The sequence below is a fragment of the Priestia sp. VA7 genome (genome assembly GCF_055710015.1).
The window spans coordinates 103349-117582 of record NZ_JBVQPN010000003.1 but is presented as its reverse complement, the minus strand read 5'-3'; the positions used below and the strand labels follow the sequence as shown (position 1 = coordinate 117582).

The window sequence follows — 14234 nt, the reverse complement described above, 5'->3', positions numbered from 1 at the left end:
CCTTGAAGCGCATTTCAGGCATTAAGGGTTCTTTTTAATGTACTGGAAAAGAGAAGACATCACGTTTCCTAAAGACAGAATCTATAGGCTTTCTAAAAAACGACTAAACTTTTTAAGACTTTGTGAGCGCTGCTTCCCTTTCTTTACTACAAAATCAATATGAACGTCTTCTGGAAGCTCTTGATATTGAATGCTTTTTATATCACCACGAGAATTTACTACGCTAGCCGGGACTACACTTATACCTAGTCCATCGCGGACGCCTTGTAAAATAGCTTCTAATGAATCAAATTCCATGATGCTGGCTTTATGTATATGATGTTCTTTTGAAAACGCTAATAGTCTGTTTCTATAGATGCAGTTTCCATCACTATTGATGAGTAGCGTTGGTTGGTCTTTTTCTTCTCTAGCTTCATATAGAGATGAGATAAGCACCATTTTTTCTGCATAGCGATAAACTCTTTCAAACTGAGCCTCGTTATAGGTACCGCTAAGAAAAAGTCCATCAATTTCCCCGTACGAAAGCATTTCCTGTAAGGCGTGTTTCCTATCTGTTTTTATTTTAACCTCAATATCCCGATGTTCTTTCAAAAAAGACGAGAACAAAAAAGGAACTTTAGTAGCAGAAACCGTCTGCGAGGCACCAATGATTAAGGATCTTTTAAACTTATGCGGATTAACTTCTGCTTTAGCTTCCTCCATTAAACGTAAAATACGCTGAGCATAGTTAAACAAAGCTTCTCCTTCATCCGTTAACGTGACTCCTCTATTTGTACGTGTCAGTAATTTAGTATCTAACTCTTCCTCTAAGTTTTTCATTCGCTGGCTGATATGCGGCTGAACATATCCTAATACGTCCGCAGCTTTTGATAATGACTTTGCTTCTGCCACACATTTGAACATTCGTAAGTCTTGGCTTTCCAATTTTAATTCCTCCGCTGATATCATTTTAAATGATACCTCTCTTAGTATTACCTATTATATCCTTTTTCTCTTCGAAGATATAATAAAAGATGTTAAGAGAAAGGAAGGTTTATAGAAATGATCGATTTCAAAAATAAAGTATTTATTATTACGGGCGGCGGCACTGGTGTAGGCAAAGCTACGGCTTTAAAGCTAGCTGACATGGGCGCGAAACTTGTGATAAACTACAGCAACTCAGAAAAAGAAGCTAAAAAAGTTGTGGAAGAAATCTCAGAAAAAGGAAGTATGGCTTTTGCTTTTCGAGCGAATGTAGCCAACGAGCACGAAGTGAATGAAATGATTCATCAAACGATTACACAATTCGAACGGTTAGATGGATTAGTGAATAATGCTAGTATTACAGCTCAAATCCCGATGAATGACTTAGAGTCTGCAACGGATGACGTATGGGACTCTTTATATGATGTAAACGTAAAAGGCATGTTTCACTGTGTAAAAGCAGCCGTTCCACATATGAAAAAGCAAAAGTCAGGGGCGATTGTTAATGTAGGAAGTGTCGCGGGTACAACTGGAATCGGCTCGTCTATTCCCTATGCAGCAACAAAAGCAGCAATTCATACGATGACGAAGTCGTTAGCTATTGCACTCGTACCCCATATTCGAGTAAACTGCATCTCTCCTGGTGCAGTCCATACAAGGTGGTGGGCTGGCAACGAAGATAAAATGTATCAGCTTGCAGGAAATCTGCCTCTTCAGCGCATTTCTTCTCCTGAAGATATCGCAGATGCTATTCTGTTTCAGTTAAAGCAAGAGTCTGTGACGGGCCAAGTGTTTACGATTGATAACGGGCAAACGCTTTAAGCATATGCGAATATTCCTAAAAAACAAACCCCACTACTAGCAAGAAATAGTAGTGGGGTTCTAACAAGGCTACTGATTTTATCATTCTTTCCCCAGTGAAAACCCTTCAAACAGCCGGCCTCCATGTGGTTCTAACACTTTATCCACCAGTTGAATTACTTTATCTTTATTCCCTGTTTTATAAAAGGTATCAAATGCCTCTACAAACTCTTTACTAAAGCCTTCATTATAGAGATTCAAAGACCTGACAATCCATTTAGAATCCCCGATCCAATGACCGTTTGTTCTTAAAACAAATTCATGCGTTATGTAAGCGAGCGTATTGGCGATAAAAAGTGATTCACTTGTATTTGAAGAACCGATTAAATCATCTAAGGCATCGCTTATAAAATACCTTTTTAGTTTAATCGTATCTTCCGACCATTTTTCCGGGCCTTTTTCAAGGAGTTGGTTTGCTTCTTCTTTTATAGACTGCACTACTCCTTTATCCGCTAAAATAATTCCCTCGGAAATCATTCTCGGTAGTGATGGTCTAGCCCTCTTACAGTCATTTTTTAAAAACAATTGATAGGAAGTGAGATTATGAGCAAAAACTTCAATTGCCCACCCAAACTCAATGAGGGACTCCCTAAAAGAAGAAGTAAAATTATCATCAAAAATAACAATATCAAGGTCAGACGTATGTGTAGCTTCTCCTCTCACTACGCTTCCAGTGAGTAATGCGCCTTGACAGTTAGGGTAATGTTTAAAAATGAATTTTGTAGCTGCCTGCAGCGGTTCTAACTTTTTTAGCTCTTTCATCGTATTCCTCCAGAAAATGATATCTATATTGTTTTTCTGGTTAGGGAGTGAAAATTCCTTCAAATTAAAAGCTAAGCGTTTGTTTTAATGCCTCAACGGAAGTGCGAACTCCAGCTTCAACTGACATCGTTAAATCTTCCATTTCTAAAGAAACTTCTTCATCATAGCCCATCATCTTAACAACAGAGAAAAACTCTTTCCACCACTGTAAATCCTGTCCACAGCCTACGGCCACGTACTTCCAGGCTCTATTTGCTACATCCGTCACTTCTTTTGTTTCCATCACTCCGTTCACTCCTGATAGATGTCTCTCAAGGCGCACGTCTTTTCTATGAACATGATGAATGGCTGCTCCTAGTTCTCTAGCTGATAAAATCGGATCTGCGCCCATCCAGATTAAGTGGCTTAGATCTAAATTTAATCCTACGATAGGTCCTACCGCATTACGAAGGTAGTGAACATGAAAAGACATTCCGTTTACTTGTGTACGATGGGCACGTTCATTTAAAGAAATTTTCCCCGCTATAAGATTAGCTGTCACATGCTCCACCTCCTTCTCATCTGAAGGAACCTGTAATTTATAAGAAATTTCAGAATTTAAATCCCATTAAAATATGATTATGATTGATGACGATGACCAGCCGTTTTATGTCTGACAGCTTAACTAGTTATCGGAGAAGGTTTTATTTCTTTAATTGTTTTTACGATAAACACAGGGACGGGCAGAAGGCTGAGTTTTCCTAATGACGTAATGATGCGAATGTACTTCATTTCACCTTCCACATCAATTTCATCTCCGATATTCCAGCATTCCATTGATTTTTGACTAAGAACAGGAATGATTTTCAGCACATCGCCATCAAAGGAGATGTTATCTTTCACCTCTAAAAAAGACAGGTGATCCATTCTTTTATAGTGATGCTTTGGATATGTTCTTTTTTTGAATACTGTTCCCTTAATCCTCACTAAAGTCACCTTCTCTTTTTTATCAGAGTGTTCCTTCCGCTTTGCTGTAAACAAGAGAAGACAAAGATGATGGTCTCTCTTGTTTACTTCTCAGCAAAAAACCTCATAGCATAGCGTTTAAACAGCACTAGTTAATTTTCTTAGCTGAGCCTTCAAGCTGGATAAAATTTTTCACTGTAGTTTTACTTCCGCAAGACTCGCGTACGATTAGTTCATCTTTTAATACAAACTTTTTTTGTTCTAACGCTTTTCCGCTCATTAATCCAAGCAGTAATTCCATCGCTTTTTTTCCAATTTCATATTTAGGCTGTTCAATCGTTGTAATATGAGGTTCAATGATATCCGACATTTTTGAGTTATCAAACCCCACTACAGCTATATCTTCAGGCACTTTTAACCCGCTGTCTTTTGCGGCTTTTATCGCTCCGATTGCCATTTCATCGTTAAAGACAAATACGGAAGTTGGGCGTTGTTCTAACGATAATAGTCGAATCATTTGATGATAACCGGACTCTAAGCTAAAATCCCCTTCTTGAATAAAAGCGGAATCCACGGGTAAATCGTGACTAATCATCGCTTGGCGGTACCCTTTTAATCGATCACGGCTTAAGATAACATTCATAGGGCCCGTGATGTGGGCGATTTTGGTATGCCCAAGGCTTATTAAATGCTCCGTTATTTTTCGCGCGCCGCTAATATTATCAATAGATACGGTAGAAATATCTAAGCCATCAATGTATTCGCACGCAAGAACCGTAGGGAACTGTCTGGAGACTTGTTCAATTCTGTCTTTATCCATGCGGGCTGTTAGAAGGATCATGCCGTCCGCTTGCTTTTGGAATAATAAATCAACAAACTCTCCTTCTCGCTCAATGTCATTTTCTGTATCTCCTAAAATCACTCGGTAACCGCTTTTAATGGCGGTATGCTGAATTCCTTTAAGAACTTCAGAAAAAAACGGGTGGGTAATATCAGGAACAACTACTAAAATGGTTTTTGTTTCTTTTTTTCTAAACTGTCTTGCGATGATATGGGGCTGATAATTTAATTCTTCAATGGCTTTTAAAACTTTTTCCTGCGTTTCTTTGCTTACTAGGTGGGGCTGACTAAGAACTCGCGAGACAGTAGCTGGAGCTACATTAGCTAGTTTGGCCACATCAATCATTTTAACTGACATACGTTCACTCACCTTTATCTGTAGTAATTAACATTTTATAATAAAAAGTTCTATCCGTTTTGCATCTATCTTTATTATACATTACTAGCATAATAAAGCCTCTCTTTATCATTATGATGGGGGCCGAATAGAACAATTAAGACTATTTTAAACTAGCTATGCCTACAAGTTCTGATCTTCTTTCAAGCATAAACCATGAAAAGTGATGCAAAACATATCTTTTTATGCTTCGCATCACTTCAGTGGATCACGTTAAATGTTTAGGCTTTCTTTAATATTTAATCCTTCTCTAATTGACTTTAACGTTACTTCGTTTGACCATTCCGGTCGATCAGGGTAAGCAAATACAGAGTTTGTTACGATGCCGTCAAATTTAATTTCTCTTAATTTGCGATACAGGGCGTCAAAATCAATTTCTCCTTCACCAGGATTTAAATGCTGGTGAATCGTTACCTTTGCATCAGGCGGATTTACAATATAGCGCAGTCCAAACGCTGCTTTATGGTTAAGCGTATCAGCAATCAGAACGTGTGCAAGCAAATCACCTGCTTCATCAATGTGCTTTGCTACATCGCCAATGCCATCGTCATAAAAGAAAGCATGAGGAACAGAATAAACTAATTTAATCCAGTCTTTGTCCAGCGCCCGAATCATTGCAATAGCTTCTGTGTTTAACTCAATAAAATCATTTGGATGCGATTGAAGGTTAAGCTTAATTCCTTCTTTTTCAAAAATCGGCATCAGCTCTTCCATCGATTTAACAAAAGCCGCTTCGCTTTCAACAGGCCGGCTCTTGTCGCCGCTGAACTCACTGTTCATTAAATCTACTTCCAGCTCAGAAGTAATTTCGATTGTACGCTTCCAGTTCCTTACTGCCGCTTCACGTTCCTGCTCATTTGGTGAAGACCACTGCTGCACCGGAAGCACAGAAGAAATTTTCACTCCAGCATCGGCACAGTATCTTTTTAAGTCTTTTATACGCTGTTTATCAACTTTTGGGTATTCATAAAACCAAATAAAATCTTTGCGCGGAGATAACTCTACGTATTCATAACCTAATCTTGCAACTGTATCAATCGTATCTTTTAAACTTGTATTATCACGGTAATGTGACGGATCATATGCTAAACGCAATTTAAAGCTCCCCTTTCTTTTATGCACACTAGATGTGCCCATCCCCCAGTATTTTAATGTGGTCCATGAGTAAGCTGTTTCATAAACAGAACGTTCCTACGCTTACATTTTGCCTGCTGCGGTTAACGTTTTATGATAGAAATTAGGACGCTCGCCTAACGAAATTGGAACAATATTTCCTGATTTTTTTGCTTCTAAGCAAGCATCTGAAGTAACGGCCGCAACATAACCGTCCCAAGCAGTTGGTCCATTTACTTCGCCTTTAAGCGTTGAATCAATCCAGTCTTGCAGCTCTGTATCATAAGAGTCAATGAATCGATCTTTCCAATCTACTAAAATCTCAGTAGATTTTTTTGCTTCACTGCGTAACACGACGCTTGAAGGCTCAGGTAAATTAGCGATTCCTGTTTCTCCTACTACTTGACATTGAATATCATAGCCGTACTGGCAGTTTACAAAGACCTCAGCATCAATTCGAACGCCTTGCTTTGTTTCAAGCAGCACCATGATTGGATCTTGCAAATGTTCAAGCGCCTTGCTCGTTTTTCGCGGTGCCACAATTTGAACAGATACATAATCGTCATTTAATAACCAGCGCAAAACATCAATTTCATGGATGAACGTATCAACGATTGACATATCGCCTGTATATGTATCAGGTACCGTAGGATTTCTGTGTGCGCAGTGAACCATTAATGCTTCACCAATTTGTCCGCTTTCAATCACTTTCTTTAAAGCGCGATACCCTGTGTCATAGCGGCGCATATAGCCAACTTGCACCAACGGCTTGCCGTGTGTAATTTCAGCATCAACGATTCTTTTGCAGCCTTCTGCCGTTGTAGCAAGCGGCTTTTCGCAAAATACAGGTTTTCCGGCTTGAATGGCCGCCAGCACAAACTCTTCGTGCGTCGGTCCCCAAGAAGTAACAACAACTGCATCTACATCTTCTGATTTAATTAACTCATGTCCATCATCGTAAATAACGGCATCCAAGCTTTGATTTTTTACCACAGCTTTTGCTTGTTCTTGGTTTACATCCGTAACCGCAACGATTTTTCCGCCTGATAACGTATTTGTAATTCTTCTAATATGATCTTGTCCGATTGCTCCTGTTCCAATAACACCAATTTTCAACACCATAATCTATGGCCTCCTTTAATATGTGAGCTTTAAAAATAGAAATAGATGCTTGCTTCCATACGTTTTATTTTGCTTTAAAAACTTTATATGACGCTTCTTTCTTATCCCATGCCACTGCAAAAACAGTAGCGGTTAACCCTAAGGCTGCTGCAAAAAAGAAGCCTGCTTTAAGTCCCATCCAAGAATTTAATATTCCTGCAACAAAGGGACCCCCGAATATCCCTAACGCATACAGCGCTTGATAGCCTCCCATTGCCGTAGCTCTTTTTTCTGCATCTATTCTTTCAATAGACATTCCTAGCATAAGAGGAAACACTAATCCTAATGAAAACCCGTTCACGCTTTGAATGATACAAAGCAACAGTTTATTTTCCGTCATAGGAATCATACAGGTAAAGAATGCAGCCAGAAAAAAAGCGGCCTTTAAGATGCTCCATTTTCCAAAGCGCCAAACAAATAGCTTTTCCATAATAAGAGGAGCAGCTGCATGAGGGATCATAAAGGAAAAGACAATCAAACTCAGCTCGCTCTCTTTAAATCCTGCGCTTAATGCGTACGCAGGAGTAAAACCAAACATGGTCGTGAAAATAAGGCTGTGTGCTAGAATAGACAGCAGTGAAATTTTTAATAGCGACGGCTCTTTTATTACGCTCATTAATTCTTTAAGCTTCATAGGCGATCTCTTTACATTCTCTTTGGGCTCGCAAATGAAAAGAGAAAGAATAGTGCCTATGACACTCAAAATCGTCCCTATCCAAAACGGAGCATGCCATCCCCACTTACTTACAATGTAACCGCTTAAACTCATACCCAAAAGCTGAGCCAAAACTACTATAAACGAAATGATATTCATAGCACGAGTCGTTTTTTCACGTTCAAAGTAGCTTGAATATAAAATCGTAAAGGCAACCCACGTTGCTGCTGCCAATCCAGCCAAGCAGCGTGATATAAACACCCCTATTAAGCTATCGGTCAACGAAAATAGCAGGCAGCTTGACATGCTGGCTATCATGCCGAATATAACAAACGGTTTTCTCATTTGTACAAAGTCTGAAAAGATCCCGAGCGGAAGGCGACATAATAGCTGCATGAGTCCATAGCTGCTTAACACCAAACCAATAAAGGCATACTTGCCTCCTAGCCCTTCCATATAAGGAGACAAAATAGGTACGTAAATAAACTGCGAGAACCAAAAGATAAATGAAACGGCTGCAAAAAGATACTTATCTTTGACGGTACTTATAGCACTCAACTAATCACTTCCATTTTGTTACTGCGAAAAAAACGACTTTTATTTTTTTATACGATTGTACTACGGGGTACTAGCAAATGTCGCTAGTATCCCATAGTACGATAAGTGAATTCTTAGTAGCGTGCCGTAACCATTTTCTTTCTTGTGTAGAACTCTACGCCGTCCGTGCCGTTGGCATGAAGATCGCCGTAGAAAGAGTCTTTCCAGCCTGAGAATGGGAAGAATGCCATAGGTGCTGGCACCCCTACGTTCACTCCTAGCATGCCTGACTCAATATTTTCACGGAACTCGCGTACGCTTGCGCCGCTGTCTGTATAGATGCAAGCTCCGTTTGCGAATCGGGAATTATTGGCAACATCAATTGCTTCTTCTAACGTTTTTACACGCACGATAGAAAGCACCGGTGCAAAGATTTCGTCTTGCCAGATTTTCATTTCTTGTGTAACGTTATCAAAAATAGTGGGTCCCACAAAATAGCCGTTCTCTTTTACCGCATGATCTTCACGGCCGTCACGAACTAAGCGAGCTCCTTCTTCTACGCCAGATTCAATATAGCTAAGCGTACGTTCTTTATGGTTTTCACGAATCACTGGCCCTAAGAAAACATCTTTTTCTAATCCGTTTCCAATGACGATGTTGTTTGACTCTTGAACAAGTCGTGAAATTAATTCATCTGCCACTCCTTCTTGCACCGTTACGACAGATGCTGCCATACAGCGTTCACCTGCTGAACCGAAAGCAGCTCCGATAATTTGTTTTGTTGCTACGTTTAAATCCGCATCGTTTAATACGATTGAGTGGTTTTTAGCACCCGCTAATGCTTGAACACGCTTTAAGTTTTCCGTACCTTTTTTATACACATATTCAGCTACTGGCTGTGAACCTACAAACGAAATTGCTTTCACTAATTTATGTTCAAGAAGGCCGTTTACCACATCATGCGCGCCGTTGACAATGTTTAATACGCCTTTTGGCAATCCAGCTTCTTCAAATAATTCTACTAATCTTGCTGCTAAAAGCGGCGTGCGCTCAGACGGCTTTAATACAAATGTATTACCGCAAGCAATTGCAAGAGGGAACATCCAGCAAGGCACCATCATCGGGAAGTTGAACGGCGTAATCCCGCCAATAACACCGATTGGATAACGATACATGCCAGACTCAATGCCCGTCGCAATATCAGGAAGCTGTTTACCCATCATTAACGTAGGAGCACCCGCTGCAAATTCTACGCATTCAATTCCGCGCTGTACTTCTCCGCGCGCTTCATTAAAGCTCTTTCCGTTTTCAAGCGTCACAAGTTTCGCTAATTCGTCCCAGTTATCTACTAATAGCTGCTGATATTTAAATAGAATACGCGCACGTTTTGGCACCGCAGTTTTTGACCATCCTTTGAATGCTTCATTCGCAGCTTGTACCGCTTGATCTACATCTTCTTTTGTTGAAAGAGGCACCTCTGCAATGACTTCACCCGTTGCAGGGTTATAAACTGGTTCTATTAGACTTGTAGATGAATCCACCCATTCACCGCCAATATAGTTTTTTACTGTTTTTACTGTTGTTTGTGTCATGTTCATTCTCCTCTCAATCTTTGATTATGCTTGTTGCAGAACCTCTTCAGCTGTATCCATAAACTGCTTAATTTCTTCTATCGTTGGCATTGCATCTGAAGAACTGTGTTTTGAAATAACAATAGAAGCAGAAGCGCCGCCAAATCTCATCGCTTCAGGAATTGTAAACCCTTGCATTAACCCGTAGATAAAGGCAGATGCGTAAGAGTCGCCAGCTCCAAATGTTTTGAGCACTTTTGTTTTAAAGATGCCGCCTCGATGAGACTGACCGTCTTTTGTATAAGCAATCGAGCCTTCCCCTCCGTGCTTGATGACGACAATCTTAGCATGATGCGAAAACCATCGTTCAGCTGTAACTTGATCATTTGATTCTTCATAATTTAAAAGTTTTTCCATCATATCGAATTCTTCTCGCGTACCAATAATCACGTCTGATTTTTCTGCTGCTAAATTATAATAGACGGCAGTCTCAGCTTCTGACTCCCACGTATACGGGCGGTAGTCAACATCAAAGAATACAACCACGCTATGTTTTCTCGCATATTCAAGAGCAAGAAACACGGCTTCTCTTGAAGGACTTTTAGCAAGAGCCGTTCCAGAAATAAGCAGCGCTTTTGATTGCTTAATATACTCTTCAGAAACTTCCGTTGGATGGAGCTTTAAGTCTGCCACATTATCACGGTACATAAGGATGCTGCACTCTTCAGGACTTTTAATTTCAGTAAAGGCCAGTCCCGTTACGGCCCCTGTTTGATCAACTACAATGCCTTCAGTGTTAATGTTATTTTGGTTTAAATATCTGGTGCTGAAGCGGCCCATTTGATCATCTGACACTTTTCCAATAAAGCCGGTCTTCATGCCAAGTCTCGAAAGACCAATAGCGATGTTAGCAGGAGATCCTCCTACGTATTTTGTAAACGTCATCGTGTCTTCCATCGGGCGATTAAATTCATTTGCATTTAAGTCGATGCAAAGCCTTCCTACTGCAAGAAGGTCAAATCGCTTTTGTGAATCGAATGTTAAATAACTCATAATCACGTCGTCTCCTTACTTTAATGCTAATTTTTCTTCCATAATCCATTCATGATCTTTGCTATTATTAAATTTCCATGTTCGCACAGGACCAGCCATGACGTTTAAATAATAAACTTCATAACCTGGAGGAGCAGATACCGGATGATAGCCTTTAGGAACCAAGACTGCATCTCCATCTTTGATGACCATTGTTTCATCTAGAGATTGATCGTCCGTATATACTCGTTGAATCGCAAATCCATGTCCTGGGTTGACTTTATGATAATACGTTTCCTCTAAATACGATTCATGCGGCAAGTTGTCTTGATCGTGCTTATGAGGCGGGTAGCTTGACCAGTTTCCTTCCGGCGTAAACACTTCCACTACTAGCAGACTATCGGCCGGCTTTTGTTCTGGAAGAATGTTATGGACTTGTCTCGCGATATTTCCTGCTCCGCGATGCTCTACGCCCACATCCTGCGGCGTAATTAAACGAGCAGGGTATGTACCTTTTCCAGGCGCTGCGCATACCGCAATTTCTAAGTCGGTTACAGCTTCTACTTCGTAGTGATCATCATTCGATACATATACGGAGTACGGAGGGATTTTTTCAAAGATATTCATTCGCTGTCCGATGTTTTCCCATTTCTCTTCTTTTGTAGAAACGTTGGACTTACCGGTCAAGATTACAATACAAACCTCTTGATTTTCCGTGTTCTTTTTAAGTCTTTGACCTTTTTTTAATGAATAAACGTCAAAGCCAATGTACTCCCATCCCGCAGATTCCGGCGTGATGCTTAGTACGTTACCATCGCTGTCAGCTGTTTTTGTCGGTACGATTAAATCAGCCATTTCTTTCCACACCTTTCTATTTCTTGTTTTTTAACGGTTTATGCTAGGGACACTCTTTAATCAAGCAAACTGGATCTTCTAGCTTTTTAAAAGATTAATATTTTCTTGCTTTTTGTAACTGGCTTTCTTTGCCTTCAAACGCTGTTTGAACTTCTGAGCTTTCAGATACGGCTGCTACTCCTACATGCCACCAAGAATCGTAGCCGTCCGTCATTGTTTTTGGAAGAACTTTAATGTCAATCAGTGTACTAACACTTTGTTTTTTTGAATCTTCAACGGCATATTCAAGCTCTTCCATCGTATACACTTCGTATGTTTTGGCTCCGTACGCAGCTGCAGATTGAGCAAAGTTGATGCGCATAATATCTCCATCAAGCTGCCCTGTTCGCGGATTACGAACGCGGAATTCTGTGCCAAAGCTCTCAATTCCATTATCCATCTGCAAGTTGTTAATGCAGCCAAAGCCGGAATTATCAAAAAGAACAATATTTATTTTAATTCCTTCTTGAATGCTCGTTACCAGCTCACTATGAAGCATTAAGTAGCTTCCATCTCCTACCATCGCATACACTTCTTTATCCGGCTCAGCCATCTTAGCGCCCAAGGCAGAAGCAATTTCATAGCCCATACATGAATATCCGTATTCAAGGTGATACGTGTTACGTTCATTTGAGATCCACATGCGCTGAAGGTCACCCGGGAGGCTTCCCGCTGCACATGTAATAATAGAATCAGGTGCAATAAGTTCATTTACTTTACCAAGCACAGTCGTTTGGACAAGTTCGGTGCTTAGGCTATCTTTATACTCCGACAGGCTGTGATCAAAATGCCCTTTAATTTCCGGAATAAATTCTTCGCCTGTGTATGCAATATTTTTTAGTCGAGTCAGCTCTTGATTCCACTCTGATTTGGCTTCTTCAATTTCAGTTTCATAGCCTGATTTATAGCCTTCTAATGCAGACGAAAGAGCTTCAAGACCCACTTTGGCATCCGCGACAATTTTAGTAGCCTCCAATTTTGATGCGTGAAATTCAGAAATGTTAATGGTTAATACATCCGTCTCAGCGTAAAACAGCTTTGAAGAAGTCGTAAAATCTGTAAAACGTGTACCCACGCCAATAATTAAATCCGCAGATTGCGCTATTTTATTAGCAGCGCTGTTACCCGTTACGCCAACTCCCCCTAGATTTAAAGGATGATTGCTTTCAAGCCCGCTTTTTCCAGCTTGTGTTTCGCTAAATGGAATATGAAACTTTTCAGCAAATGCAGCAAATGCATCCGCAGCCTCTGAATAACGAACGCCGCCGCCGAAAATAAGAAGAGGCTTTTTCTTTGATTTAATCAGCTTCACTGCATTTCTGATACTTTCTTGCGAAGGCTCGCGGCGTTCAATCAGGTGGGTACGCTCGCGGAAGAAGCTTTCTGGAAAATCCCACGCTTCCCCTTGTACATCCTGCGGCAGCGCGATTGTAACGGCTCCTGTATCTGCCGGATCTGTTAATACACGCATCGCATTGATCATAGCCGACATCAGCTGTTCTGGACGGCTGACTCGATCCCAGTACTTGCTGACGGACCGGAAAGCATCATTTGTAGAAAGAGATAAATCGTGCGTTTGTTCAATTTGTTGAAGTACCGGGTCCGGCTGGCGTGTTGCAAACACATCGCTTGGCAAAAGCAGCACCGGAATATTGTTTGCAGTAGCTGTCGCAGCCGATGTAACCATATTCGCTGAACCTGGGCCAACGGAAGAAGAGCAGGCCATGATTTGCTTTCGATGTTTTTGTTTTGCAAAAGCTACTGCAGCATGAGCCATCCCCTGCTCGTTTCTGCCTTGATACACTTCAAGCTCGCCTGGGTTTTCTTGCAGCGCTTGCCCGATCCCCACCACATTTCCATGTCCAAAAATGGTGAATACTCCTTTAATGAAACGCTCTTTTTTCCCATCAAACTCTACATATTGCTGATTTAGAAATTTTACTAAAGCTTGACTCGTTGTTAACCTTATCGTTTTCATATACCTTCCTACCTTATCTTCTGAAATTAATCACCATCAGATTGATTTTTCTACCCTTTTTTCACATTTCTAGATGAAATCGATTTCATTCAATGTAATAAATGAGGTTCTATACTCTTACTTCCTAGCTCTTTCCTTTGTTCAGCTGCTATTTAGCGATGAGACAAATACTTTCAACCCCTGCACTTTTTAATGCTTGAAGATGGAGAAAAGCTCGAAAATCCATCATAAATTCCACTTTCAAATGAAATCGATTTCATTTGGTGTTAAAAAAATATTTTTCAAACTTCATCCTTAACTTCCCCATCATTTTTTTATGCTTTGTCTTACTTGTAAAACCAATCTTATTATACATGTAGCTTCGTTTAATGAAATCGATTTTATCTAGTTTTAAAAGCGCTTTCTTATCTATGAACCTAGTTTATAATATTCAGTTTACTTTGTAAACACTTTTTAAAAATTTTGTTAGTTTATCTTTTTATTCACTGTAATCGCTTTCTAAAGGAGCTCAATGTGAAGAAAAAA

12 protein-coding genes and 1 pseudogene are annotated in these 14234 nt (G+C 40.2%); 1 reads left to right on the top strand and 12 read right to left on the bottom strand.

The genetic code is table 11. From position 1 onward, the window contains the following. Positions 1 to 81: 81 nt before the first annotated feature. Positions 82 to 924, bottom strand: a complete 843-nt coding sequence (locus tag AC0C45_RS13025; protein ID WP_257061829.1) for a LysR family transcriptional regulator — start codon at positions 922 to 924, stop codon at positions 82 to 84. Between the two features lie 117 nt (positions 925 to 1041). Here AC0C45_RS13025 and AC0C45_RS13020 point away from each other — a divergent pair, with 117 nt between their 5' ends. Next, entirely contained in the window at positions 1042 to 1785 is a 744-nt protein-coding gene (locus AC0C45_RS13020) for an SDR family NAD(P)-dependent oxidoreductase (protein WP_237892655.1), read from the top strand. 81 nt (positions 1786 to 1866) lie between these two features. Here AC0C45_RS13020 and AC0C45_RS13015 read toward each other — a convergent pair whose 3' ends face one another. The 11 genes and pseudogenes from AC0C45_RS13015 to iolD all read right to left on the bottom strand — a co-directional run bounded on the left by AC0C45_RS13015 (position 1867) and on the right by iolD (position 13709). After that, on the bottom strand, positions 1867 to 2586 hold the full coding sequence (locus AC0C45_RS13015) for a nucleotidyltransferase domain-containing protein (protein ID WP_257061828.1): 720 nt from the start codon (positions 2584 to 2586) through the stop codon (positions 1867 to 1869). Positions 2587 to 2650: 64 nt separating this feature from the next. Beyond that, positions 2651 to 3040 (bottom strand): annotated as a pseudogene (locus tag AC0C45_RS13010) (sugar phosphate isomerase/epimerase family protein); the annotation flags it as partial. Positions 3041 to 3246: 206 nt separating this feature from the next. Beyond that, on the bottom strand, positions 3247 to 3552 hold the full coding sequence (locus AC0C45_RS13005; protein ID WP_045290888.1) for a hypothetical protein: 306 nt from the start codon (positions 3550 to 3552) through the stop codon (positions 3247 to 3249). 127 nt (positions 3553 to 3679) lie between these two features. Next, on the bottom strand, positions 3680 to 4729 hold the full coding sequence (locus AC0C45_RS13000) for a LacI family DNA-binding transcriptional regulator (protein ID WP_257061827.1): 1050 nt from the start codon (positions 4727 to 4729) through the stop codon (positions 3680 to 3682). Between the two features lie 252 nt (positions 4730 to 4981). Continuing rightward, entirely contained in the window at positions 4982 to 5863 is an 882-nt protein-coding gene (locus tag AC0C45_RS12995) for a sugar phosphate isomerase/epimerase family protein (RefSeq protein WP_129703207.1), read from the bottom strand. A 102-nt stretch (positions 5864 to 5965) separates the two neighbouring features. After that, positions 5966 to 7003 (bottom strand): bifunctional inositol 2-dehydrogenase/D-chiro-inositol 1-dehydrogenase, encoded by a 1038-nt coding sequence (gene iolG / locus AC0C45_RS12990; protein WP_095379063.1) that lies wholly within the window; start codon positions 7001 to 7003, stop codon positions 5966 to 5968. 64 nt (positions 7004 to 7067) lie between these two features. Then, positions 7068 to 8255: an MFS transporter gene (locus tag AC0C45_RS12985; protein ID WP_472928179.1), complete on the bottom strand. Its 1188-nt coding sequence runs from the start codon at positions 8253 to 8255 to the stop codon at positions 7068 to 7070. Between the two features lie 113 nt (positions 8256 to 8368). Then, positions 8369 to 9826 carry a CoA-acylating methylmalonate-semialdehyde dehydrogenase gene (locus AC0C45_RS12980; protein ID WP_472928178.1) on the bottom strand — a complete coding sequence of 486 codons (1458 nt, stop codon included), beginning with the start codon at positions 9824 to 9826 and terminating at the stop codon, positions 8369 to 8371. Between the two features lie 24 nt (positions 9827 to 9850). Continuing rightward, positions 9851 to 10858 carry a 5-dehydro-2-deoxygluconokinase gene (gene iolC, locus AC0C45_RS12975; protein WP_095379058.1) on the bottom strand — a complete coding sequence of 336 codons (1008 nt, stop codon included), beginning with the start codon at positions 10856 to 10858 and terminating at the stop codon, positions 9851 to 9853. Between the two features lie 15 nt (positions 10859 to 10873). Continuing rightward, positions 10874 to 11692, bottom strand: coding sequence for a 5-deoxy-glucuronate isomerase (iolB, locus tag AC0C45_RS12970; protein WP_128820153.1), 819 nt, complete (start codon positions 11690 to 11692; stop codon positions 10874 to 10876). Between the two features lie 94 nt (positions 11693 to 11786). After that, the gene (iolD, locus tag AC0C45_RS12965; RefSeq protein ID WP_095379055.1) at positions 11787 to 13709 is read right to left on the bottom strand and encodes a 3D-(3,5/4)-trihydroxycyclohexane-1,2-dione acylhydrolase (decyclizing); all 1923 of its coding nucleotides are present in this window, start codon (positions 13707 to 13709) and stop codon (positions 11787 to 11789) included. Between the last annotated feature and the right edge of the window lie 525 nt (positions 13710 to 14234).